General features: G+C 64.9%; 20 protein-coding genes and 1 pseudogene. 7 read left to right on the top strand and 14 right to left on the bottom strand.

Translation table 11 applies throughout. The features are described from left to right. Positions 1-126: 126 nt before the first annotated feature. The 3 genes from glpK to panB all read right to left on the bottom strand — a co-directional run bounded on the left by glpK (position 127) and on the right by panB (position 3384). Complete coding sequence (gene glpK, locus CAER_RS0114795; protein ID WP_027236095.1) at positions 127-1617, bottom strand: glycerol kinase GlpK; 1491 nt, start codon at positions 1615-1617, stop codon at positions 127-129. Between the two features lie 67 nt (positions 1618-1684). Further along, on the bottom strand, positions 1685-2545 hold the full coding sequence (gene panC, locus CAER_RS0114790) for a pantoate--beta-alanine ligase (protein WP_027236094.1): 861 nt from the start codon (positions 2543-2545) through the stop codon (positions 1685-1687). 8 nt (positions 2546-2553) lie between these two features. After that, entirely contained in the window at positions 2554-3384 is an 831-nt protein-coding gene (panB, locus tag CAER_RS0114785; protein WP_027236093.1) for a 3-methyl-2-oxobutanoate hydroxymethyltransferase, read from the bottom strand. 164 nt (positions 3385-3548) lie between these two features. Between panB and CAER_RS0114780 the strand changes: the two genes are divergently transcribed. Continuing rightward, on the top strand, positions 3549-5027 hold the full coding sequence (locus CAER_RS0114780; protein ID WP_027236092.1) for an ABC transporter substrate-binding protein: 1479 nt from the start codon (positions 3549-3551) through the stop codon (positions 5025-5027). Between the two features lie 109 nt (positions 5028-5136). Here the strand turns inward: CAER_RS0114780 and CAER_RS28025 are convergent. Further along, positions 5137-6260: pseudogene (locus tag CAER_RS28025) on the bottom strand (acetoin utilization protein AcuC). 174 nt (positions 6261-6434) lie between these two features. On the opposite strand from CAER_RS28025, the gene CAER_RS0114770 reads away from it, so the two are divergent. The 5 genes from CAER_RS0114770 to CAER_RS0114750 are packed head-to-tail and all read left to right on the top strand — an operon-like array spanning position 6435 to position 11703. Then, positions 6435-7382 (top strand): ABC transporter permease, encoded by a 948-nt coding sequence (locus CAER_RS0114770; protein ID WP_027236091.1) that lies wholly within the window; start codon positions 6435-6437, stop codon positions 7380-7382. Next, complete coding sequence (locus CAER_RS0114765) at positions 7379-8194, top strand: ABC transporter permease (RefSeq protein ID WP_027236090.1); 816 nt, start codon at positions 7379-7381, stop codon at positions 8192-8194. The genes CAER_RS0114770 and CAER_RS0114765 overlap by 4 nt, the downstream gene beginning before the upstream one ends. Beyond that, on the top strand, positions 8191-9783 hold the full coding sequence (locus CAER_RS0114760) for an ABC transporter ATP-binding protein (RefSeq protein WP_027236089.1): 1593 nt from the start codon (positions 8191-8193) through the stop codon (positions 9781-9783). Before CAER_RS0114765 ends, CAER_RS0114760 begins: the two co-directional genes overlap by 4 nt. Then, entirely contained in the window at positions 9780-10253 is a 474-nt protein-coding gene (locus CAER_RS0114755) for a GNAT family N-acetyltransferase (RefSeq protein WP_027236088.1), read from the top strand. Before CAER_RS0114760 ends, CAER_RS0114755 begins: the two co-directional genes overlap by 4 nt. Continuing rightward, entirely contained in the window at positions 10246-11703 is a 1458-nt protein-coding gene (locus CAER_RS0114750; RefSeq protein WP_027236087.1) for an aldehyde dehydrogenase family protein, read from the top strand. Before CAER_RS0114755 ends, CAER_RS0114750 begins: the two co-directional genes overlap by 8 nt. A gap of 82 nt (positions 11704-11785) precedes the next feature. Here CAER_RS0114750 and pncB read toward each other — a convergent pair whose 3' ends face one another. The 3 genes from pncB to pncA all read right to left on the bottom strand — a co-directional run bounded on the left by pncB (position 11786) and on the right by pncA (position 16067). Further along, the gene (gene pncB, locus CAER_RS0114745) at positions 11786-13075 is read right to left on the bottom strand and encodes a nicotinate phosphoribosyltransferase (protein ID WP_027236086.1); all 1290 of its coding nucleotides are present in this window, start codon (positions 13073-13075) and stop codon (positions 11786-11788) included. Between the two features lie 64 nt (positions 13076-13139). After that, a complete protein-coding gene (locus CAER_RS0114740) occupies positions 13140-15401 on the bottom strand; it encodes a PAS domain-containing hybrid sensor histidine kinase/response regulator (protein ID WP_027236085.1) in 2262 nt (753 codons plus the stop codon). A 69-nt stretch (positions 15402-15470) separates the two neighbouring features. Continuing rightward, complete coding sequence (gene pncA / locus CAER_RS0114735; protein WP_027236084.1) at positions 15471-16067, bottom strand: bifunctional nicotinamidase/pyrazinamidase; 597 nt, start codon at positions 16065-16067, stop codon at positions 15471-15473. 179 nt (positions 16068-16246) lie between these two features. Between pncA and trhO the strand changes: the two genes are divergently transcribed. Beyond that, on the top strand, positions 16247-17158 hold the full coding sequence (gene trhO / locus CAER_RS0114730; protein WP_027236083.1) for an oxygen-dependent tRNA uridine(34) hydroxylase TrhO: 912 nt from the start codon (positions 16247-16249) through the stop codon (positions 17156-17158). Positions 17159-17378: 220 nt separating this feature from the next. Here trhO and CAER_RS0114725 read toward each other — a convergent pair whose 3' ends face one another. The 7 genes from CAER_RS0114725 to gyrB all read right to left on the bottom strand — a co-directional run bounded on the left by CAER_RS0114725 (position 17379) and on the right by gyrB (position 24828). After that, the gene (locus CAER_RS0114725) at positions 17379-18047 is read right to left on the bottom strand and encodes a NapC/NirT family cytochrome c (RefSeq protein WP_027236082.1); all 669 of its coding nucleotides are present in this window, start codon (positions 18045-18047) and stop codon (positions 17379-17381) included. After that, entirely contained in the window at positions 18047-18517 is a 471-nt protein-coding gene (locus CAER_RS0114720) for a nitrate reductase cytochrome c-type subunit (protein ID WP_027236081.1), read from the bottom strand. Before CAER_RS0114720 ends, CAER_RS0114725 begins: the two co-directional genes overlap by 1 nt. Positions 18518-18525: 8 nt before the next feature. After that, positions 18526-21024 (bottom strand): nitrate reductase catalytic subunit NapA, encoded by a 2499-nt coding sequence (gene napA, locus CAER_RS0114715; RefSeq protein WP_027236080.1) that lies wholly within the window; start codon positions 21022-21024, stop codon positions 18526-18528. Beyond that, a complete protein-coding gene (locus CAER_RS0114710; protein ID WP_027236079.1) occupies positions 21021-21299 on the bottom strand; it encodes a chaperone NapD in 279 nt (92 codons plus the stop codon). The genes napA and CAER_RS0114710 overlap by 4 nt, the downstream gene beginning before the upstream one ends. Next, positions 21296-21811 carry a ferredoxin-type protein NapF gene (napF, locus tag CAER_RS0114705; protein WP_027236078.1) on the bottom strand — a complete coding sequence of 172 codons (516 nt, stop codon included), beginning with the start codon at positions 21809-21811 and terminating at the stop codon, positions 21296-21298. The genes CAER_RS0114710 and napF overlap by 4 nt, the downstream gene beginning before the upstream one ends. Before the next feature lie 12 nt (positions 21812-21823). Next, positions 21824-21973, bottom strand: coding sequence for a periplasmic nitrate reductase, NapE protein (napE, locus tag CAER_RS0114700; protein ID WP_008553292.1), 150 nt, complete (start codon positions 21971-21973; stop codon positions 21824-21826). 437 nt (positions 21974-22410) lie between these two features. Beyond that, on the bottom strand, positions 22411-24828 hold the full coding sequence (gene gyrB, locus CAER_RS0114690; RefSeq protein WP_027236077.1) for a DNA topoisomerase (ATP-hydrolyzing) subunit B: 2418 nt from the start codon (positions 24826-24828) through the stop codon (positions 22411-22413). Position 24829: the final 1 nt, after the last annotated feature.

Here is a 24829-nt window from a genome sequence, read left to right as displayed (position 1 = left end):
GCAGCCCTGCCCTTGAACCGCGTCTCGGCAGACAAAAAAGCGCCGCGCAAAGCGCGGCGCCACGCCCAACTGTGAGGCGCATTCTTTGAATGCGGCAGAACAGGCGGGAGCGCCCCGCCTGCTGCTTTATACCCCGATCACCGCCTGCACCGCGCGCTGCCAGCGGGCATATGCTGCCTCGCGCGCAGCGGGCTGCATCAGCGGCGCGAACTGGCGGTCGAGCTTCCAGGTGTCGGCAAAGCCGGTTTGATCCGGATAGATCCCGGCCCGCATCCCCGCCAGCCAGGCGGCGCCCAGCGCGGTGGTTTCCTGCATCACCGGGCGGTCGACGGCTGCGCCCAGCAGGTCCGACAGGCTTTGCATCGTCCAGTCGCTGGCGCTCATGCCGCCGTCGACGCGCAGGGTCACGGTGTGGTGGCTGTCGTCCTCCCAGTCGGAGCGCATCGCCTCGTACAGATCGCGGGTCTGGTAGGCAACGCTTTGCAGCGCGGCGCGGGCGAATTCCGCGGGGCCGGAGTTGCGGGTGAGGCCGAACATGCCGCCGCGGCATTCCGGCTCCCAATAGGGTGCGCCGAGGCCGGTGAAGGCGGGCACCAGGATCACGTCCTGGCCCGGGTCGGCGCGCAGGGCCAGTTCGCCGGACTCAGCAGCCTGTTCGATGATGCCCAGCCCGTCGCGCAGCCATTGCACCGCAGCGCCGGCGATGAAGATCGAGCCTTCCAGCGCATAGGTGGGCTTGCCGTCCAGCTGATAGGCGATGGTGGTCAGCATCCGGTTCTTGGACACAACCGGCTGATCGCCGGTATTCAACAGGGCAAAGCAGCCCGTGCCATAGGTGGATTTCATCATTCCCGGCTGGAAACAGGCCTGGCCGATGGTGGCCGCCTGCTGGTCGCCCGCCACGCCAAGGATCGGCACAGCGCCGCCCAGGATTTCCGGGTCGGTGGTGCCGAAGTCCGCGGCGCTGTCCTTCACCTCCGGCAGCATCTGCTGCGGCACGTCCAGAAGATCGCTGATGGTGCGGCTCCAGCGACCCTTGCGGATGTCATACATCAGCGTGCGCGCGGCATTGGTGGCGTCTGTCACGTGGGAGGCGCCGCCGGTCAGGCGCCAGATCAGAAAGCTGTCGACGGTGCCGAACAGCAGATCCCCCGCCGAGGCCCGGTCCCGCGCGCCCGGAACCGTGTCGAGGATCCATTTCACCTTGGTGCCGGAGAAATAAGGGTCCAGCAGCAGACCGGTGCGGTCAGCCACCATGTCAGCATGGCCCGCTGCGCGCAGTTCCTCGCAGATGGCGGCGGTGCGGCGGTCCTGCCAGACGATGGCGTTGTGGATGGCCTTGCCGCTGGATTTGTCCCAGACCACGGTGGTTTCGCGCTGGTTGGTGATGCCGATGCCGGCAATCTCCTTGGCCGAAACATCCAGGTCCGCCATCACCTTGCGGCAGACCGCGACGGTGGTCTCCCAGATCTCCTCCGGGTCATGCTCCACCCAGCCCGCCTGCGGGTAATGCTGGGTGAATTCCTGCTGTGCGGTGCCCGCGACCTGCATTCCCGCATCAAACAGGATTGCCCGGGTCGACGTGGTGCCCTGATCAATTGCCAGAATATAGGTCATCGGCTGCCCTCCAGTCTCCTCTGACCGGAGAGCATAAACGTAAAAGTGTTACCGCTGCCAGCCCCTACTAAGAATTTAGTTGAGGAACCGCGATATTGTCGATGAGACGGATGCCATCCAGCCAGGCGGCGGCCAGAAGACGGGCAGGACGGGAGGGGGTCTCCAGTGCCTCCAGCGTTTCGGCGCAGCGCAGGTCGAAGTATTCCACGTCGCCGAACCCTGCCTCAGCCAGCGCTTGGCGCGCGGCGGCTTCCAGCGGTTCCCAGGGTTCGCCGGCGGTGGCCTTGGCGGCCGCCTCGCGCATGGCCGCGTTCAGGGCCGCGGCCTTGGCCAGCGCCTCTTCCGGCAGCAGCAGGTTGCGCGAGGACATGGCAAGGCCCGACGGCTCGCGCACGGTCTCGCAGCCGATCACCTCGATCGGGATATCCAGATCGCGGGCCATGCGGGTCACCACCATCAGCTGCTGATAGTCCTTCTGGCCGAAAAACGCCTTGTCCGCGCTGGTCTGCAGGAACAGCTTGGCCACTACCGTCGCAACCCCGTCGAAATGGCCGGGGCGGAAGGGGCCCTCCATCACCGCGGTGATGCTGCCGCCGACGGAGACATTGGTGGCATAGCCATCGGGGTAGATCTGATCCGGGTCCGGCACATAGATCAGATCAACGCCATAGGGCGCGAGCTTTTCCGCATCTTCGTTTTCGGTGCGCGGGTAATTCGCCAGATCCTCGGCGTTGTTGAACTGCTTGGGGTTCACAAAGATGGTCACGATCACCCGGTCGCAGGCCTGTTTGGCGGCCTCCACCAGCGACAGGTGGCCTGCGTGCAGCGCCCCCATCGTCGGCACCAGGCCGATGGTTTCACCAGCGCGGCGCCAGTCCGCCGTCTTGGCGCGCAGATCAGCCAGGCGGCGCAGGATCGGGGCAGTCATGTCAGCAGTCATCCTTTGGAGGGCGCCTGATCGGCAAAGACGTGCTCTGCCGCGGGGAAGGTCCGCGCCCGCACTTCGGCGGCGTATTCGGAGATGCCGGCCTCTGCCAGCGGGCCAAGGTCGGCGTAGCGTTTCACGAACTTCGGCTTGAAGGCGGTGAAGAAGCCCAGCATGTCATCAACCACCAGGATCTGCCCGTCGCAGCCGGCGCTGGCGCCGATACCAATGGTGGGGATCGCGACCTCTGCGGTGATCTTGTCGGCCAGTTTCTGCGGCACCTTTTCCAGCACAACTGAGAAGGCCCCGGCGTCGGCGACCGCGCGGGCATCGGCCAGCACTGCCTCTGCCTGCGCGTCACGGCCCTGCACCTTGTAGCCGCCCAGGGTGTTGATCGACTGCGGCGTCAGGCCGATGTGGGCCATCACCGGGATGCCGCGTTTGACCAGGAAGCGGATGGTTTCGGCCATCTCCACGCCGCCTTCCAGCTTGACCGCGGCGCAGCCGGTTTCCGCCATCAGCCGGGCAGCGTTGCGGAACGCCTGCTGCGGGCCTTCCTCGTAACTGCCGAAGGGCATGTCGATCACCAGCATCGCCTGGCTGAGCCCCCGCGCGACCGCCTGGCCGTGCAGGATCATCATCTCCATCGTCACGCCCAGAGTGGAGGTGAGCCCATGCAGCACCATGCCGACGCTGTCGCCGACCAGCACGAAGTCGCAGTGCTTGTCCATCAGCCGCGCCATCGGCGTGGTGTAGGCCGTCAGGCTCACCAAAGGGGTTCCGCCCTTGCGGGCCCGGATGTCTTCGGCGTTGGGCGCCTGTTTCTTGGCTGTTGCGCTCATGGCTTCCTGTCCGCGGTTCAAGAGTGGGCACGGATTATCAATTTACGCCGCGTGCTTCCAGTGGGCGAAATGTCCCCCACCCTTGATTACGCTTGGGAAACAGGGAAACTCGTTTCCAATAGGCGCCGAACACGGCCCGCAGATTGTACACGGGGAGTTTTCCAATGGCATTGAAATCACTTGTTTTTGCGGCCGGTTCCGCATTGGCCCTGGCGGCGGGCGGCGCCTGGGCCAAGGACAGCGTCACCATCGCCATGCAGCTGGAGCCGCCGCATCTGGACCCGACCAGTGCTGCCGCGCAGGCCATCGACTCGGTTGTCTACAGCAACATTTTCGAGGGGCTGACCCGGTTCATGGGCGATGGCTCCGTGGTGCCGGGGCTGGCGGAAAGCTGGGAAATTTCCGGGGACGGCACCGTCTATACGTTCCGCTTGCGGGAGGGGGTGACCTTCCACGACGGCAGCGCGATGGATGCGGAAGACGTGAAATTCTCGCTCGACCGCGCCCGGGCCGAGGACAGCACCAATGCGCAGAAGGCGCTGTTTGAGGGGATTACAGCGGTCGAGGCGGTAGACCCGCAGACGGTGCGGATCACGCTGGAGGCGCCGAACGGCAGCCTGCTCTTCAACCTTGCCTGGGGCGACGCGGTGATCGTGGCACCCGAAAGCGTTGAGGACATCAAGACCAATCCGGTCGGCACCGGCGCCTTTACGTTCCAGGAATGGGTGCAGGGCGACCGTATCACGCTGGCGCGCAACCCGGACTATTGGGGGGAGCAGCCCGCGCTGGCCTCGGCCAAGTTCAAGTTCATCTCGGACCCGACCGCTGCGTTCGCCGCAATGATGGCGGAGGATATCGACGCCTTCGACAACTTCCCGGCGCCGGAGAATCTGCCGCAGTTCGAGGCCGATCCGCGGTTCCAGGTGCTGGTCGGCTCGACCGAGGGTGAGACGATCCTGTCGACCAACAACAAGCAGCCGCCGTTTGACGACATCCGGGTGCGCCAGGCGCTGGCCCATGCCATCGACCGGCAGGCGATCATCGACGGCGCCATGTTTGGTTACGGCACCCCGATCGGCACCCATTTTGCGCCGCACCATCCGGCCTACAAGGATTTGACCGGCATGTCCGCCTATGACCCGGAGCAGGCCAAGGCGCTGCTGGCGGAGGCCGGTTTCACGGAGGGGTTCGAGACCACCCTGCACCTGCCGCCGCCCTCCTATGCGCGGCGCGGCGGAGAGATCATCGCAGCACAGCTGGCTGCGGTGGGGATCAAGGCCGAGATCATCAACGTCGAATGGGCGCAATGGCTGGAGACCGTGTTCCGCGGCAAGACCTTTGGCCTCACCATCGTTAGCCATACCGAGCCGATGGACATCGGGATCTATGCCCGGCCCGAGTATTACTTTCAGTATGACAGCAAGGCGGTTCAGGAACTGATGGCCAAGCTGAACGCGACCACCGACCCGGACAGCCGCACCGCGCTGCTGCAGGAGGCGCAGGAGATGATCGCGGCGGATTATGTGAACGGCTACCTGTTCCAGCTGGCGAAACTGGGCGTGGCCAAAGCCGGACTGCAGGGGCTGTGGGAGAACGCGCCGACAGCGGCCATTGACCTGACGGCGATCAGCTGGGCGGAGTAGCGATCGCCCCTGTTCACGAAGGGCAGCGCCCGTCCCGGCGGGGTGGGAAGCGAAGCGCCCGCCCCGTGGGGGGCGGGACGGGCGCTGCCCGGCCTGCGGCCAGGCGGTGCTAACTTTGAAGCCTGCGTCTTGTTCGCAAGAACTGCACGCGTTCCCGGATTTCCTGCCGCACCTCTCCACCCCGCGGCTGATCGCGCAATGTAGTAAACCAATGCTCCGGCGGGTTGCGGCCCAGGCGGTTGCCGTTGAACTCCAGCCCGCGCAGGATCGCCTCGCCCGCCGCCGGCAGCCTTTTGGGCACCTCGAAGCCGTTCAGCGCGGCCCAGACCCCGGCCCAGAGCCGCCCGACCGACCACGGGTTATAGCCGCCGCCGCCCAGCACCAGATAGCGCGGCGCCAGCCCATCAGCGCCCGCACCACCGCCCAATGGGCGTTGTTCGAGAGGTCCAGATGCGGCAGCGGATCTTCGGTAACGGCATCCGCCCCGCATTGCAGCACGATGGCATCCGGCCGGAACGCCTCTACCGCCGGCAGGATCAGTGCATCGCGGATATGGGCCATCTCGTCGTCATTGAAACCGCGCGGCACTGGCAGGTTCAGGGCGGAACCGCCCGCGTCCTCCTCCAGCGTGCCGGTCTTCGGCCAGAGGTTTTCCTCATGCACCGAGATCATCAGCACATCCGCGTCGCCGGCAAAGCCGTGCTCCACCCCGTCGGAATGGTGCGCGTCGATGTCCACATAGGCGATCCGCTGCGCGCCGTGATGGCGCAGCGACAGCATCGCCAGAACCGGGTCGTTCAGATAGCAAAAGCCGTTGGCCCGGTCCGGCATCCCATGATGGGTGCCGCCCGCGGGGTTATAGACGATGCCGCCCTGCGCCAGCAGCTCCCCCGCCAGGATCGACCCGCCCGCAGCCGTGGCCGGGCGGCGGAAGATTTCCGGGAACACCGGGTTGGAGATGGTGCCAAGATGATGCCGCGCGCGCACCGCTTCGCTCACCGCCTGCGCCGCTTCTGCTGCCTGCAGTGCTGCGACGTAGTCCGGCGTATGCCAGACCGTCAGCGCCGCGGGCTTGGCGCGGGGTGAGTTCACATAGACCGCATCCGGCAGCCAGCCCAGCGCACGCGAGAGGTCCATCACGGTAGACACCCGAGGCACCCGCAAGGGATGGGTACGGCCATAGGACGAGGTGCGGTAGATTTCCGAACCGATGAACAGGGGGCGGGACAGCATGGCACAGTGATAGCCTGCTCCTGCCTGCATGCGGAAGCCCTGCTTGCCGCCATACCGCCCCGCACCGGCAGTTCCGCCCCAACCCTTTGACGCTGCGCCTTTATTACACTCCGCGGCTGTTTTGCCGCCGCGCCCCTCTAGACCGCACCGCCGCGCGCTCCTAACGTGGCGGCTATGCTGCGTTACGCCCTGAAACGCCTGTTATCGCTGATCCTCAGCCTGGCTGTTGCCTCGCTGGTGATTTTCCTTGTGGTGGAGGTGGCGCCCGGCGACCCCGCATCGTTCATGCTGGGCGTCAATGCGCAGGCGGACACGGTGGCGGCCCTGAGGGCGGAGCTGGGTCTGGATCAAAGCAAAGCCGCCCGTTACCTCAGTTGGGTGGCAGGGATGCTGGGCGGCGATTTCGGCACCTCTTACACCTACCGGACGCCGGTTGCGGGGATGATCGCCGACCGGCTGTGGGTGTCGCTGCCGCTGGCGCTTTTTGCGCTGACGCTGTCGACGCTGATCGCCTTTCCCGCGGGCATTTACGCCGCCGCCCGCCGCGGCAAGCCGGGCGACATGGCGGTGATGGGCGCGACCCAGCTGGGGGTGGCAGTCCCGAACTTCTGGTTTGCGATGATGCTGGTGCTGATCTTTGCCATCAACCTGCGCTGGTTCGGGGCCGGCGGGTTTCCGGGCTGGGAGGCGGGGATTTGGGCCGGGCTGCATGCCCTTACCCTGCCCGCCATTGCGCTGGCCCTGCCGCAGGCGGCGATTCTCACCCGCGTCATGCGCTCGGCGCTGCTGGATATCCTGGGTGAGGATTTCATGCGCACCGCCCGCGCCAAGGGTCTGACCCGGCGCCAAGCGCTGTGGCGGCACGGGGTGCGCAACGCCCTGATCCCGGTGCTGACGATCATCGGCCTGCAATTCTCCTTCCTGCTGGCGGGCGCCATCATCATCGAGCAGGTGTTCTTTCTGCCCGGCCTTGGACGGCTGGTGTTCCAGGCGATTTCCGCGCGCGATCTGATCGTGGTGGAATCGGTTGTGATGCTGCTGGTTTTTGCCGTCATCACGGTGAACTTCCTGGTCGATCTCGCCTATGCGCTGGTGGACCCGCGGCTGAGGAGCCGGGCATGACCCGCAACCTGATCCTTGGCGCTGTTCTCTCCTCGCTGGTGCTGCTGGCGGCGCTGGTGTCGTTTGTCTGGACGCCGTTTGACCACACTGCGATGAACATCCCGGCCAAGCTGCAAACCCCAAACGCGCAGCACTGGCTGGGCACCGATCATTTCGGGCGGGACCTGATGTCGATGATCATGGTGGGCGCGCGCACCTCCATCGCCGTCGCCCTGGTCGCGGTTGGCATCGGCATGGGCGCTGGCGTGCCGCTGGGGCTGACAGCGGCGGCGCGCAAAGGCTCCTGGCTGGATGAGATGATCATGCGCGGCAATGACTTGGTCTTTGCCTTCCCCTCGCTGGTGATTGCGATCCTGATCACTGCTGTTTTGGGGGCTGGCGCCATCAACGCAATTATCGCCATCGGGATCTTCAACATCCCCGTCTTTGCCCGCATCACCCGCGGCGCGGCACTAAGCCTTTGGGAGCGGGAATTCATCCTGGCCGCCCGCGTTGCCGGGAAAAGCGCGGCGCGGATCTCAGCGGAGCATATCCTGCCCAACGTCACTAATCTGCTGATCGTGCAGGGCACAATTCAGTTCTCGCTTGGCATTCTGGCCGAGGCGGGCCTGTCCTATGTCGGCTTGGGCGCGCAGCCGCCAACCCCCAGCTGGGGGCGGATGCTGGCCGATGCGCAGACCATGGTCAGCTTTGCGCCGCATCTGGCGCTGGTGCCGGGCACCGCGATCATCTTGACGGTGATGGGGCTGAACCTGCTGGGCGACGGGCTGCGCGACCATTTGGACCCGAAACTGCGGGTGGCGCGGACATGACCCTGCTGGATGTAACCCATCTGTCACTCGACATCGGCTGCTATCCGGTGCTGAAGGATGTCTCATTCCACATCGAGCCGGGCGAAATCGTCGCTGTCACCGGCGAAAGCGGCTCTGGCAAGTCGATGACCGCGCTGGCGGTGATGCAACTGCTGCCTGAGCGGGCCCGGGCCAAGGGCTATGTCACGCTGAACGGCACGCAGTTGCTGGACCAGTCCGAGACGCAGATGTGCGTCCTGCGCGGCCAGTCCATCGGCATGGTGTTTCAGGAGCCGATGACGGCGCTCAATCCGGTCAAGACCATCGGTGCGCAGGTGATGGAAACCATCCTGATCCACAAGGCGATGCCGCGCGAGCAAGCCGAGGCCCGCGCCCGCGAAGTGCTGGAGCGGGTCGGGCTGCCGGAGGACCGCTTCCCGCTCAGCCGTTATCCGCATGAGCTGTCGGGCGGCCAGCGCCAGCGGGTGGTGATCGCCATGGCTATCGCCCTGCGCCCCAAGCTGCTGATCGCGGATGAGCCGACGACGGCGCTGGACGTGACCACACAGGCGCAGATCCTCGGCCTGTTGAAGGATCTGGTGCAGGACTATGGCATGGGGCTGTTGATTATCACCCACGATCTGGCGGTGGTCGCGGATCTGGCCGACCGGATCGTCGTCATGCGCCATGGCGAGGTGGTGGAGACCGGCCACACCGGCTGGCTGCTGCGCAATATGCGCCACCCCTACACGCGGATGCTGTTCGCGGCCTCGAACCACAAGGTGGCCTTGCCCGATCCGCCCGCCCCGGCCCCGCTGCTGGAGGTCAAAGGGGCTGTCCGCGACTACAAAACCCCGCGCCCGTCGCTGTTTGCCAAACCCGGCACGTTCCGGGCGGTGAATGATGTCTCCTTTACCCTGAACCGCGGTGAACGGCTGGGACTGGTGGGTGAGTCCGGCTGCGGCAAGTCGACACTAACACGGGCAATTCTGGGTCTGGAGCCGCTGCAGGACGGGGAGATCCGGCTGGATGGCGCACCTGTGACGACTCAGCTGGATCCCGCGATCCGGCGCAAGATGCAGGTGGTGTTTCAGGATCCTTACGGCAGCTTCAACCCGCGCCACCGGGTGGACCGGCTGATCACCGAACCCTTCCATATGCTGCCCGATCCGCCCTCTGGCGCCGCGCGCAGGGATCTGATCGCCGAAACCCTGACTGCCGTCGGGATGAAACCGGAGGATGCCGGCAAATACATCCATCAGTTCTCCGGCGGGCAGCGCCAGCGCATCGCCATTGCCCGCGCCCTGATCACAAGGCCGGAGCTGATCATCTTTGACGAGGCGGTCTCGGCACTGGACGTCTCGGTGCGCGCCCGCATCCTCGACCTGCTGGCAGAGCTGTGCGCGGCCTACAGCCTCACCTATCTGTTCATCAGCCACGACCTGAGCGTGGTGCGCACGATCACAGACCGCTGCCTGGTGATGCAAAAGGGCGAAATCGTCGAACAGGGCGGGACTGAAGAGGTGTTTTCCAATCCCCAGCACCCCTACACGCGCCAATTGATCGCCGCCGCGCCGGTGCTGCCGGATCTGGATCAGGGGGCCGCATGAGCCTGGCGTTGTCGCTGATCGTGCCGCGGGAGCAGGCGCTGCTGGCAGCGGCGCTGGCGCCCTATTTTGCAGAGGTGGCGCCCGATGCCGCCATCGACCCGACGGTCCGCGCAGGCCAGATGCTGAACCGCAAGGACGTGACCGCCTTCTGGATCCGCAAGGACACCCAGCGCATCGGCTTTGCCATCGTGCTGAACCTGCCCGACGACCGGCGCGAGCTGTCGGAATTCTGCATCCTGCCGCAGCACCGCCGCCTGGGCTGGGGCCAGCAGGCTGCCCGGATCATCCTGCGCGAGTTTCCGGGCCGCTGGCGCATGGGGCTTTCGAAACACTCGCGTGAGGCGGTGGCCTTCTGGGGCACCAGCCTCAGCGCCATGCCCGGCATCCGGGACTTGCGCGAAGGCGCACCCTTCACCGAACATCAGATTAAAAGCTACAGCTTCGACATCGCAGGAGCGCATGATGACTGACACTTCCCCGCTATGGTTCGACCCCGCACTCTGCCTGATTGGCGGCAAGTGGATGCCCGCGGCCAGCGGCGGCACCCTGCCGCTGGTGAACCCTTCGGACGGCAGCGAAATCTGCCACATCGCCCGCGGCGGCGCGGCGGATATCGAGGCCGCGGTGCAGGAGGCACAGGCGGCGCTGGACGGCGGATGGGGCCGCATGACCGCGCTGGAGCGGGGCCGCATCCTGAACCGGATCGGCCAGTTCGTGCTGGAGCGGGTGGAGCTGCTGGCTGCGCTGGAGGCAATGGATGTGGGCAAGCCGCTGACCCAGGCCCGCGCCGATGCGGTGGCGCTGGCGCGCTACTGCGAGTTCTACGGCGGCGCGGCGGACAAGGTGATGGGGGAGACCATCCCCTATCTGGACGGCTACACCGTCTATACCCTGCGCGAGCCGCATGGGGTCACAGGCCATATCGTGCCCTGGAACTATCCGATGCAGATCATCGGCCGGTCCGTCGGCGCGGCCCTGGCGATGGGCAATGCCTGCGTGCTGAAACCGGCAGAGGAAGCCTGCCTGACCGCCTTGGCATTCGCCCATATCGCCATGGAGGCCGGGCTGCCCGCGGGTGCTCTGAACGTGGTGCCGGGATTGGGGGCTGAGGCCGGGGCGGCGCTGGCCGGGCATCCCGGCGTGCATCACATCTCATTCACCGGGTCGGTGCGCACAGGGGCGCTGGTGCAGCAGGCGGCGGGGGCCAATGTGGTGCCGGTCACGCTGGAGCTGGGCGGTAAATCCCCGCAGCTCGTGTTTGACGACGCCGATCTGGACGCTGCGCTGCCGTTCCTGGTCAATGCAGGCATCCAGAACGCGGGCCAGACCTGTTCGGCCTCCTCGCGCATTCTGGTCCAGCGCGGGGTGTATGAGGAGGTGAAGACGCGCATGGCGGAGGCCTATGGCGCGCTGACCGTGGGTCCGGCGGCAGAGGATCTGCGGGTCGGGCCGCTGATCTCTGCCCGGCAGAAGCAGATTGTCGAAGGGTATCTGAAACAGGGGGCAGACCTGCCCGTGGCGGCACAGGGGCAAATTGTGAGCCAGGCGCCGGAAAGCGGCGCCTATGTGCGCCCTACCCTGTTTGCGGACGTGCCGGAGGATCATGCGCTGGCGCGGGAGGAGATCTTTGGCCCGGTGCAGGTGCTGATCCCGTTCGACACAGAAGAGGACGCGCTGCGGGTTGCCAATGCCACTGACTACGGGCTGGTCGCCAGCGTCTGGACCCGCGACGGGGCGCGGCAGATGCGGCTGGCGAAGAAATTGCGGGCGGGCCAGGTCTTCCTCAACAACTACGGGGCCGGCGGCGGGGTGGAGCTGCCCTTTGGCGGGGTCGGGAAGTCCGGACACGGGCGCGAGAAAGGCTTTGAGGCGCTCTACGGGTTTTCGCAGCTCAAGACCGTGGCGGCGCATCACGGCTGAGGACACGCGCCTCTTTCATCTTTCCCAAGTACTCCGGGGGTGAGGCCGCCAGGCCGAGGGGGCAGCGCCCCCTCCTGTGCCCTCAGACGATAACGTCCTGCCGCTCCTGCTCTCCGACACCGAACACGCGCTTGTAGCGCGCGATTTCCTCCGGCGGGCCCATCGCCTTTTCCGGGTTGTCGGACAGTTTCACCGTCGGCCGGCCATTGGCGGCAACCGCCTTGCAGACCAGCGAGAAAGGCGCCAGCGCATCGTCCGGAACCAGGCCGCGGAAGTCGTTCGTCAGCAACGTGCCCCAGCCGAAAGAGACCTTGGTGCGGCCCGAAAACTGCGCGTGCAGGTCCTGGATCTGCGGCACGTCGAGGCCGTCGGAGAAGATCACCCGCTTTTCCGCCGGATCCTCGCCGCGCTCCTTCCACCAGTTGATCGCCACCTCGGCGCCCTTGGCCGGGTCGCCGCTGTCGATGCGGATGCCGGTCCAGCCCGCCAGCCAGTCCGGAGCGCGGTCCAGGAAGCCTTGGGTGCCATAGGTATCGGGCAGGATGATGCGCAGGTTGCCCTCGTGCTCATCATGCCAGTCGGACAGCACGTCATAGGGGGCCTGCGCCAGGTCCGCGTCGCTGTCCGCCAGCGCCGAATAAACCATCGGCAGCTCATGGGCATTGGTGCCGATCGCCTCCACCTCGCGGCGCATGGCGATGAGGCAGTTGGAGGTGCCGGTGAACTTCTCTCCCAGCCCCTCGATCATGGCCTGCACGCACCAGTCCTGCCACAAAAAGGAGTGGCGGCGGCGGGTGCCGAAATCGGCAATCGTCAAGCCGTCAATCTCGCGCAGGCGCTCAATCTTTTCCCAGACGCGGGTCATGGCGCGGGCATAGAGCACCTGCAGCTCAAACCGGCCCATCTTGTCCAGAACCGCGCGCGAGCGCAGCTCCATCAGCACCGCAAGCGCCGGGATTTCCCACAGCATGACCTCGTGCCATTTGCCCTCGAACGTCAGCTCATACTGATCGCCCTTGCGCTCCAGGTGGTAGGGCGGCAGGCGCAGGCCCTCGAACCACTCCATGAAGTCCGGGCGGAACATCTGGCGTTTGCCATAGAAGGTATTGCCGCGCAGCCAGGTGCTTTCGCCGCGGCTGAGCGACAGCGAGCGGATGTGGTCCAGCTGTTCGCGCAGCTCGCCCTCGTCGATCAGCCGGGCAAGCGGCACATGGGTGGAGCGGTTGATCAGCGAGAACGTCACCGTGGTGTCCGGCTTGTTGCGGAACACCGACTGGCACATCAGCAGCTTGTAGAAATCAGTGTCGATCAGCGACCGGATGATCGGGTCGATCTTCCATTTGTGATTATAGACGCGGGTTGCAATATCCACCGGCGGCCTCGTGCTTAGGGAGTCATTGTTTGATAGGATAGCGCGCCTGCGGGGGCAAAGGAAATCAGCCCGCGCGGCGGGACTGCGCCTGCGGCGCCAATTGCACCAGCAGGTCCAGAAGCTTGCCGCGGTTGACGGGTTTGCTCATGAATTCGTCCATGCCGGCAGCCAGGCAGGCCTCGCGGTCGGAGTCGAAGGCGTTTGCTGTCAGCGCCACAATTGCGGGCTGCGGCCGCGCCAAGGCGCGGATCGCGCGGGTGGCTTCCAGCCCGTCCATCTCCGGCATCGACATGTCCATCAGGATGATATCCGGGGCAAACGCCTCGAACTGCGTAACCGCTTCGCGCCCGTTTTCGGCGAAGACCACCTCCGCCGGGGTGGGCTGCAGAAATTTCTCCATCAGCACCCGGTTCACTGCGTTATCTTCCGCCACCAGTACCCGCAGCCCTTCCAGCGCGGCCATGCCGCCCGCTTGCGGCGCTGCGGCGGGGACTGCTGCCAGCTCTGCCCGGGGCGTATCCAATTGAAGCCGCACGGTAAAACAGGACCCCAGCCCCACTTCGGAATTCACCGTGATGCTGCCGCCCATCGCCTCTGCCAGACGGCGTGAAATGGCGAGCCCGAGACCAGTGCCGCCAAAGCGGCGGCTGATGGCGGCATCCGCCTGGGAGAAGCGTTCGAACACCTTGGAGAGCATATCCTTGGGGATACCGATCCCGGTGTCAGCAACGGAAAACACCAGATCGAAGCCCTGCTCTGCCGGTTCGGCATCCAGCGTCACCAGCACGCGGCCGTGTTCGGTGAACTTGATCGCGTTTCCGGCAAGGTTCAGCAGGATCTGGCGGATCCGCCGGTCATCGCCGTGCAGCTGTGCCGGCACGCGCTCCTTGATGTCCAGCAGAAGATCCAGCCCCTTGGCTTCCGCCCCTGCCTTCAGCAGGCGCATGGTTTGCTCGAAACAGGCGCGCGGGTCAAAATCAGTGCGGCTGAGGGCGACCCCCTCGGCATCCATTTTGGAGAAATCCAGGACATCGTTGATCAGCATCAGCAGGGTATCCGCCGAGCTGAGAATGGCGCCGGCATAAAGGTCCTGTTCTTCGTTCAGGCCGCTGTCGCGCAACAGTTGCGCCATGCCGATCACCCCGTTCATCGGGGTGCGGATCTCATGGCTCATCGTCGCCAGGAACTCCGCCTTGGCGCGGGCGCCTTCCTCAGCCGCGATCCGCGCCTCTTCCAGCTGCCGGGCGTTTTCCTTGGCGGCAGATATATCACGTTCCACCGCGATCAGGGTTTCCAGTTCCCCGTCGCTGTTTCGCATTGCCACCTGGCTGGTCTCGATCCAGACGTGCTGCCCGTCCTTGCGCCGGTTGCAGATTTCCACCCGCACCGGACGGGCCTTGCGGACGCTGTCCTGCAGCAGCCTGATGGTGGCAGAATCGGTCTTGCCGCTGTTCAGCAGGTCGCCGGGCAGCCGGCCCAGCGCCTCGTCAAAGGAGTAGCCGGTGATGCGGGTGAAGCTCTCGTTGACCCAGGTGATCCGCCCCTCCCGGTCCATCAGCATCACGCTGTCATTGGCGTTTTCCGCGACCAGCGCCAGGCGTTTGGCCTGCATCTGCTGAGCGGAGAGTTCGGCATAGGCGGCTTCCAGTTCCTGCTGCTGCTGGGCCTGCGCCAGCATGTTGGCGCGCGTCCGGCTGAAGTTGCGCCTGACAAAGCCGAGGAACCATAAATAGGACGTGTAAAACACCAGCAGACCGGCCAGATGCAGCTGGTAAGATGCCGCCATTTCCGGGGCCTCAAGGATCGGGAACATGAGGAAGGCAACCGGCAGGGCCGCGTAGGTGACCAGTTTGGCGATGACGGCCTGCGGATGGTAGGGCAGCACCAGCCCGGCATTGATTGCCGAGCCCAGAAGCAGGCCGACCGTGAACAGCGGCTCTGCATGGGCCTCCGGCTGAAGGGACTGTAACTCAACCCAGAACGGAAGCGACGCAGCCGCGCTGAGCGCCAGCCCGTGCAGGAGGGCGGTCAGCGCTGTCAGCAGCCGCAAGACGCCCTCGCTCATCCCGCGGCTGGCCAGGTGTCCGGCCCGGCGCAGCAGCAAGCAATCCGCCGCATCCCCGGCACAGGTCACGGCATAGGCCAGCAGCGCATAATGAAACGGGACGATCAGCCCCAGAACTAGAAACGCCATTCCCACGTAGAGCTGGCGGCCCCAGAACATCCGCACGCGGCCGCGGGCGTAGCGCAGCAGCAGCTCGAGCGAGCCGTACCGCTTGTAGTAGCTGGCCAGCGGGCCGGTGGCGGCCCCGTCCGTAATATCCATCAAAACGCCTTGCCGTCGGTGAGTCCGCACAGCATAGGCCGGCTTTTGTTAATTTTCCGGCAAGTCAACTCAGGATTGAAGCGCAATGCCTGCCTCTTTCATCTGGTCCAGGGCCGCCTGCAGCGAGCCGTCCAGATCAATCGCCCGGCAGGCGGCCAGGTCAACCGTCACCTCAAACCCAAGCCGGGCGGCGTCCAGCGCCGTGAAGGCAACGCAAAAATCGGTGGCCAGTCCGGCCAGAGTCAGCCGGGTTATGCCCCGGCTGCGCAGGTAGCCCTCCAGCCCGGTGGGCGTGGCCTTGTCGTTTTCATAGAAGCCGGAATAGCTGTCGATTGCGGGGCGGAAGCCCTTGCGGATGATCAGGTCGCCATCGGTGCGCAGATCCTTGTGGAAGGCCGCCCCCTCGGTGCCCCGCACGCAGTGATCGGGCCATAATACCTGGGTCCCATAGGGCATCTCCACGGTCTCGTACGGGGCCTTGCCCGGATGCGCAGAGGCGAAAGAGGAATGCCCCGCCGGGTGCCAGTCCTGGGTCAGGATCACGGCGTCAAACCGGTCCATCATCGCGTTGATGGGGGCCACCACCTCATCCCCGCCAGGCACGGCCAGTGCGCCGCCCGGGCAGAAGTCATTCTGCACATCCACAACGATCAGGGCCTGGGTCATCGGCAACTCCTTTGCTGGCTTGCACAATTTGTAGCGGGACAAGTGCCGCTTGGGAACTCCCGCTGGCGGGCGGCGGGGCGGCGCAGGTGAAAACATACATGCAAAGCCCTTGTTTTATTGGCCGCGCGCTGGCGGTTCTTGGTCTTGAAAACCGCGCGCCATGGTTCTAAGGCCGGGGCATGTACACGATTGCTGCCCTCTATCACTTCACCCGTTTCCCCGATCCCGCCGCCATCCGCCCGGCGCTGCTGGAGCTGTGCCAGGCGCAAGGCGTCAAAGGCTCGCTGCTGCTGGCGCAGGAGGGGATCAATGGCACCATCGCCGGCCCGCGCGCAGGCATTGATGCGGTGCTGGCCCACATCAAATCCCTGCCGGGCTGTGCGGGGCTGGACTGGAAGGAAGCCACCGCGGCCGAGCCGCCCTTTGGCAAGATGAAGGTGCGGCTGAAGAAAGAGATCGTCACCATGGGCCAGCCGGACGTGGATCCGCTGGCGTCTGTCGGGCATTACGTCGAGCCGGAGGAATGGAACGATCTGATCCGGCAGGACGATGTGGTGCTGATCGACACCCGCAACGATTACGAAGTAGCAATCGGCACCTTTGAGGGCGCGATTGACCCCAAGACCGAAAGTTTCCGCGACTTCCCCGCCTGGTGGGAGGAGAACAAGGACCGCTTTCACAACAAGCGGGTTGCGATGTTCTGCACCGGCGGCATCCGCTGCGAGAAATCGACCAACTACCTGCTGGGCCAGGGGGTGGAGGACGTCTATCACCTGAAGGGCGGCATCCTGCGGTATCTGGAGGAAATGCCCGCCGAGAACAGCACCTGGGAAGGCGAATGCTTTGTGTTCGACAACCGGGTGTCGGTCGGCCACGGGCTGGTGGAAGGCCCGCATGAGCTGTGCCACGGCTGCCGCCGCCCGATCCTGCCGGAGGACAAGGCGCGTCCCGAGTTTGAGCAGGGCGTCAGCTGCCACCTGTGCATTGATGAAACCTCGGAAGAGGACAAGGCGCGGTTCCGCGAGCGGCAGAAGCAGATGAAGCTGGCGCGCGAGCGCGGCGAGGATCACCTGGGCAGCATCCCGCTGTAAGCCGTGCGCGGAAACAGACAGGCAAGGGTGCTGCACCTGTTCGGCCACCTTACCGTATTGCGGTGAGCGTCTGCCCGGGCGGGGGCGGAACGCGCCCGCCGTGGGGCGGGCAGGCGCGTGCCCGCCGCTGGCGCGACGGGCCAGTGACTACAATTGCAAGGCATGAAAAAGGCCGCTGCCCGTCGGGACAGCGGCCTTTTTGTCTTCCGGTACTGCAGCGTCAGTCGCTGCTCAGGCCCAGATAACTGCGGGTGCTGGCCAGGAGGCCCGCTCCGTGGGCCGGGGCCAGCAGGCCCGCGTGGTCTTCGCCTTCGGCTGCGGCCATATCGGGCAGCTGGTGGGCGATGCCCTTGTGGCAGCTGATGCAGGTCTTTTCGCCGGTGAACAGGAAGCGCTCATGCGCGTCCGCCGCCCGCTTGGACTGGCGGGTGATGTCCATCGACTCGTCGGAGTGGCAGTTGCGGCATTCCAGCGAGTCGTTGGCCTCAAGCCGCGCCCATTCGTGCTGCGCCAGTTCCAGGCGGTGCTCCAGGAACTTCTCCCGCGTGTTGATGGTGCCGAAGATCTTGCCCCAGACCTCCTTGGAGGCCTGCATCTTGCGGGCGATCTTGTTGGTCCAGTTGTGCGGCACGTGGCAGTCCGGGCAGGAGGCCCGCACACCGGAGCGGTTGGAATAGTGGATCGTTGGCTTCAGCTCCTCGAACACGTTGTCGCGCATTTCGTGGCAGCTGGTGCAGAAGGCCTCAGTGTTGGTGACCTCAAGTGCGGTGTTGAAGCCGCCCCAGAAGATGATGCCCATCACAAAGCCGCCCATGGTCAGGAAACCGAGCGAGAAATAGGCGCTGGGACGCCTGATGATCCACCAGAGACGTTTCAGAAAACCCCACATCAGTCAGACCCGCCCTGTTTGGAATGGACGTAGTCCAGCACCTTGTCCACATCGACGAACTCATTCTCGACCAGCGGCCGGGCATTGGTCTGCACCACGTGGCACTGGGTGCAGAAATAGCGCCGCGGGCTGACCGCGCCGAGGGTCTGGCCCTCGCGGTTCATGAAGTGGGTGACCGAGATCATCGGCGCCTGGCTGACTTCCACAGCCGTGCGGCTGTGGCAGGTCAGGCATTTGTTGGAGTTCAGATCGACCTGGTAGTTGTCGGTCTTGTGCGGGATCAGCGGCGGCTGATCCGGGTAGTTGCGCACCTGGCGGATGTCGGTGTTGACGATGCCGGGGATCTGAGTGGCTTCGCCCTGCGCGTCCAGCGGCGCGGTGTTGCGCAGCGTGGCGACCTGGTTCTGGGCGAAGGCGGCCGAAGCCAGCAGGATCGGTGCGGCCAGGATGGCGAGACGGAGATGTTTCATGACGGGCCTCACACTGCTTCGATACGGACTGCGCATTTTTTGAAGTCCGTCTGTTTCGAGATCGGATCGGTGGCGTCCAGCGTGACCTTGTTGATCAGCCGGCGCGCATCGAACCAGGGCACAAAGACCAGGCCTTTGGGCGGCTTGTTGCGGCCGCGGGTTTCAATCCGGGTGCGGATTTCGCCGCGCCGCGAGATCACCCGCACCTCGGTGCCGCGCCGGAAGCCCTGGGCCTTGGCGTCATCCGGGTGCATATAGCAGAGCGCATCCGGCACCGCCTGATACAGCTCCGGCACCCGCTGGGTCATCGAGCCGGAGTGCCAGTGCTCCAGAACCCGGCCGGTGGTCAGCCACATCGGGTATTCCTCATCCGGGCTTTCCGCCGGCGGCTCATAGGGCAGTGCAAAGATCACCGCCTTGCCGTCGGGCTTGCCGTAGAACTCATAGTCCGAGCCGGGTTTGACGTAGGGGTCAGAGCCTTCTTTGAAGCGCCAGCGGGTTTCCTTGCCGTCCACAACGGGCCAGCGCAGGCCGCGCACCTCGTGGTAGGTGTCGAAGGGCGCCAGATCGTGCGCCTTGCCGCGGCCGAATTCGGCGTATTCCTCGAACAGGCCCTTCTGGATGTAAAAGCCGAAGTCCTCGGATTCGTGGTTGCCGTATTCGCGGGCCTTCTCGGACAGCTCGTATTTGTCGACCTTGCCGTTGGCGAACAGCACCTCGAACAGGGTCTTGCCCTTGTACTCGGGGTTGGCGTCCAGGATTTCGGCCGGCCAGACCTCATCCGTGGTGAAGCGCTTGGAGAATTCAGCCAGCTGCCACAGGTCGGACTTGGATTCGCCCGGTGCGTTGACCAGCTGATACCAGAACTGGGTGCGGCGTTCGGCGTTGCCGTAGGCGCCTTCCTTCTCCACCCACATGGCGGCGGGCAGGATCAGGTCGGCGGCTTCTGCCGTCACCGTCGGATAGGCGTCCGACACCACGATGAAGTTGTCGGGGTTGCGGTAGCCCGGCAGCCCTTCCTCCATCATGTTGGGGGCGGCCTGCATGTTGTTGTTCACCTGCACCCAGTAGCAGTTGATCTTGCCGTCCTTCAGGTCGCGGTTCTGCTTCACCGCGTGGGAGCCGACCCAGCCCGGAACGGTGCCTTCGGGCAGCTTCCAGATCTTTTCGGCATAAGCGCGGTGTTCGGGGTTCTTGACCACCATGTCAGCCGGCAGGCGGTGCGAGAAGGTGCCGACCTCACGCGCGGTGCCGCAGGCCGACGGCTGGCCGGTCAGCGAGAACGGCGAGTTGCCGGGGGTGGAGATTTTGCCGGTCAGCAGGTGGATGTTGTAGAGCAGGTTGTTCACCCAGACACCGCGGGTGTGCTGGTTGACGCCCATGGTCCAGAGCGACATCACCTTGGTGTCGGGATCGGCATAAAGCTTGGCGATCTTCTCCAGCGTCTCTGCCGGGACGCCGGACATTTCCGCCGCTTTTTCAAGCGTGTATTCGGAAACGAACTCGGCGAACTCCTCAAACGTCATGTCCGAGGCGCCGTCGGCCTTGCCGGCGTTCTCGGCTGCCTGTTCCAGAGGGTGCTCAGGACGCAGGCCATAGCCGATGTCCTGGTTGCCGCGCTTGAAGTTGACGTGCTTGCCGACAAAATCCTTATGCACAGCGTCGTTCTGGATGATGTAATTGGCGATGTAGTTCAGGATCACCAGATCAGAGTGCGGCGTGAACACCGCCGGAATGTCGGCCAAGTCAAAGCTGCGGTGGGTGAAGGTCGACAGCACCGCCACCTTGACATGCGGATGGCTGAAGCGGCGGTCGGTGATGCGGGTCCACAGGATCGGGTGCATCTCTGCCATGTTCGAGCCCCACAGCACGAAGGCATCGGCGTTCTCGAAGTCGTCATAGCAGCCCATCGGCTCGTCGATGCCGAAGGTGCGCATGAAGCCGCCCACGGCAGAGGCCATGCAGTGGCGCGCGTTCGGGTCGATGTTGTTGGAGCGGAAGCCCGCCTTCATCAGCTTGGAGGCCGCATAGCCTTCCCAGACGGTCCACTGTCCGGAGCCGAACATGCCGATGCCCTCGGGGCCTTTCTCGGCCAGGGTCTTCTTCCACTTCTCAGCCATGACGTCGAAGGCTTCATCCCAGCTGACCGGGGTGAATTCGCCGTTCTTGTCGTATTCGCCGCCCGTCTTGCGCAGCAGCGGCGTGGTCAGGCGGTCGGCGCCGTACATGATCTTGGACAGGAAGTAGCCTTTGACACAGTTCAGGCCGCGGTTGACCTCTGCCTGGGTGTCGCCGTGGGTGGCAACCACCCGGCCCGCTTTGGTGGCCACCATGATCGAGCAGCCGGTGCCGCAGAAACGGCAGGCTGCCTTGGACCACTTCAGTTCGGTCAGGCTGGCGTCGGTAACAAGATTCTGCGCTGCCGCGGGGATCGGCAGCCCGGCGGCAAGAGCCGCGGCTGCCGCGGCCTGCGCCTTGATGGCGTCACGGCGTGTAATTCCGGTCATTGAGGGGTTCCTTCTTGAAGGGCGAGTTCCTGGGCATCGCAGGTCTGATGGAAGACAAGCGCCGCGCTGGCGACGCCGTCGAGAAGCTGGATTTTGGCCAGGGCATCGCCAATGGCGCGGTCACTGTCCGCTTCGAACAAAACGACGATTTTGCCCGAGGGGTCTGTTTGCGAGATTTCGGCGCGCGGCATGGATTTGATTTCGGCCAGAACGGCCTCCATCTGCTCCGGGTTGCTGCGCACCAGCAGGCTGGAGATATGCAGTTCTTCTGTCACCCGGGGCTCCTTTGCTGGCGGGGGTCGCGGATCGCGATTGCGTTGTTGGGACAGGTGGCAAGGCAGGCACCGCAGCCGGTGCAGGCACTGGCGTCCACCTGGATGGCGCCTGCCGGACGGACAGACAGATCCATCCGCAGGGCGCGGGGGTCGCAGATGTCGGTGCACAGCTGGCAGGTGATTCCCGCAGACAGCAGGCAGCTGCTGCCGATGTCCACGGTCACCGGCCAGGGCGCGGGCTGCTCCAGGTCGAACACAGGCTCCGGGCAGGCCTCGGCGCAGGCGGCACAGAAAGTGCATTCACCGCCGCGGAAACGGATCCGCGGGCGGCCCCGGCCGTCGATCTCGATAATCTCTTCCGGGCACGCCTCCGCGCAGGCATTGCAGCTGGTGCAATGCGCCTGCACCCGGGCCTCATCGGTCCAGGGCGGGCGGAACTCCGGCTCGGGCCGGGCGACCCGTCCGGTCAGGAAGGCGCGCCGGGAAGGGGCTGTGCTGGCATGGGCTGGCATCGGCCTGGCCTCTTAACCGGCGGGCGGGCCCAGGAAGATCTGGGAAATCCAGATGATCAGGCCGTAACCGCCGACAATCCCCACCGCCAGAACCGGCGCCAGAATGACGGCGAGAAACAGGAAAGTGTTCCGCTCTTCGGCTTTGGTTGGCTGTTCGGACATATGTGTCCTCCTTGGCTCTCACTTTCACAGCGGAGCAGGCCAGCCAGGAAACGGTCATCTCAGATGCCGGTTTTCCAGGTCAGCTTCACTTCGCTGGACGGGAGAATGCGAAGGACCGGCGCCCGGCACTTTGATCTGAGTCATTTTCTACGTGGTTGATTTGGAAATTCAAAACATTCAAATAATCAAAAGTAAGAGTAAGTTGACCAAGCGCAAACTCTTCCGCCGGTGGTTGTTAAGAATTTCAAAAAGTAGCAACGCGGCTGCTGATCAAGCGGCCTGAAGCCTGCGGGCGGCCGCGATCACAGAAACGGGCAGAGCCGCAGCGGCGCCGCAAAGCCACCGCCGGGTCCGAGGCGCGCAGCCTTCACCCGCACGTTTGGCGGGCCCTTGCCCCGCAGCGGCAGGCGGCGGGGCAAAGGGCTTCAAGGGAGGTTTTAGAAGTCCAGGTTTTCGACGCTGAGGGCGTTTTTCTGGATGAACTCGCGGCGGGGTTCCACGACATCGCCCATCAGCTTGGTGAACAGGTCATCCGCCTCGACCATATCGTCGATGCGCACCTGAAGCAGCGTCCGCGCGTCCGGGTCCAGGGTGGTTTCCCACAGCTGGTCCGGATTCATTTCCCCCAGACCCTTGTAGCGCTGCAGGGTGAGGCCTTTTTCGCCTTCCTCCAGGATCGCTTGCAGCAGGCCGAGCGGCCCGTGAATGATCTGGCTGCGGTCGCGGCGCACCAGCTGGGCGGTGGTGCCATAGATTTCCTGCAAGCTTTGGGTGAAGCTGCCGGTCTTGCGGGCCTCGCCGGAGCGCAGCATCGGGCCGTCCAGGGTGCGCACTTCCTCCACCCCGCGCAGGATGCGGGCCAGGCGGATGCCGTGATCCTGGGTGATCCGGCCCTGCCAGCCGCGCTCATATTCCAGCGCGATGGCGTCGAGGCGGGCAGCAACCTTGTCGGCAACGCCTTGCAGGTCGGAATCCACAGCACCGGGCACAAAGGCACCAGCTACCGCGGCCTGCTCCAGGATGTGGCGCGGGTAGTGTGTCGGGAAAGCATCCAGTACGCGCTTGAGCTGGCGTGCCTCATCGACCACGCGGGTGAGGTCTGCACCAGCGATCTCGGAGCCGTCGCCCAGTTTCAGCAGCGCGCCATCGACGCCCTGGTTGATCAGATAGTCATCCAGCGCCGCCTGGTCCTTGAGGTAGACCTCCGACTTGCCGCGCGCGACCTTATAAAGCGGCGGCTGCGCGATATAGAGGTAGCCGCCCTCGATCAGCTCCGGCATCTGGCGGTAGAAGAAGGTCAGCAGCAGGGTGCGGATGTGGGCGCCGTCGACGTCGGCGTCGGTCATGATGACGATCTTGTGGTACCGCAGCTTGGAGATGTCGAACTCATCCCGGCCGATGCCGGTGCCCAGAGCCATCACCAGGTTGCCGATCTCCTGGCTCGACAGCATCCGGTCGAAACGTGCGCGTTCCACGTTCAGGATCTTGCCGCGCAGGGGCAGGATCGCCTGGGTCATCCGGTCCCGGCCCGTCTGGGCAGAACCGCCGGCCGAGTCACCCTCGACCAGGAAGACTTCGGTCTTGGACGGGTCCTTCTCGGAGCAGTCCTTGAGTTTGCCGGCCAGGTAGTTCACGTCCATCGCGGTCTTGCGGCGGGTCAGCTCGCGCGCCTTGCGCGCAGCCTCGCGCGCCAGTGCGGCCTCGATGATCTTGCCGACGATCTGCTTGGCCTCGTTCGGGTTTTCTTCGAACCATTCGGCCAGCTTTTCGCCGACCAGGCTTTCCACCACCGGGCGCACCTCGGAGGAGACCAGCTTGTCCTTGGTCTGGCTGGAGAATTTCGGGTCCGGCACCTTGACGGACAGAACGCAGGTCAGGCCCTCACGCGCGTCGTCGCCGGTAAAGGAAACCTTCTCCTTTTTGGCGATGCCGGAGGACTGGGCGTAGTTGTTGATGGTCCGGGTCAGGGCGCCGCGGAAACCGGCCACGTGGGTGCCGCCGTCCCGCTGCGGGATGTTGTTGGTGAAGGGCAGCACCGTCTCGTGGTAGCTGTCGTTCCACCACATGGCGATTTCAACGCCGATCTCGTCCTTTTCACCGATGATATATACCGGGGTGTCCATGACCGGCGCCTTGTGGCGGTCCAGGTATTTGACGAATTCCTTGACGCCGCCCTCATAGAACAGCTCAATTTCCAGCCGCTCAGCCGGGCGCTCATCGATCAGGATGATGCGCACGCCGGAGTTCAGGAAGGCCAGCTCGCGCAGGCGCTTTTCCAGGGTTTCAAACGAGTATTCCAGGTTCGAGAACGTGTCGGTCGACGCCAGGAAACGCACCTCGGTGCCGGTCCGGTCGCCGCAGTCGCCAACCACGGTCAGATGCTTGGCAGTCTCGCCGCGCTCGAACCGGGCGATGTGCTCCTTGCCGTCGCGCCAGATGCGCAGCTCCAGCCAGTCGGACAGCGCGTTCACCACGGACACGCCCACGCCGTGCAGACCGCCCGAAACCTTGTAGGAGTTGCTGTCGAACTTACCGCCCGCATGCAACTGGGTCATGATGACCTCGGCGGCAGAGACGCCTTCCTCCTCGTGGATGCCCACCGGGATCCCGCGGCCGTTGTCGCTGACAGAAACGCTGGAATCGGCGTGGATTTTCACCGTTACGTGGTCGGCATGACCCGCCAGCGCCTCGTCGATGCCGTTGTCCACCACCTCATAGACCATGTGGTGCAGGCCCGAGCCGTCATCCGTGTCCCCGATGTACATGCCGGGGCGTTTGCGAACCGCCTCCAACCCTTTGAGAACCTTGATGGAATCCGCGCCATATTCTGCGGGGGCCTGCTCGTTTCCGGACATT

The organism is Leisingera caerulea DSM 24564, from assembly GCF_000473325.1.
Classification (GTDB): domain Bacteria; phylum Pseudomonadota; class Alphaproteobacteria; order Rhodobacterales; family Rhodobacteraceae; genus Leisingera; species Leisingera caerulea.
The sequence above is the reverse complement of the archived record's forward strand: the minus strand, read 5'-3'. Positions and strand labels throughout refer to the sequence as shown.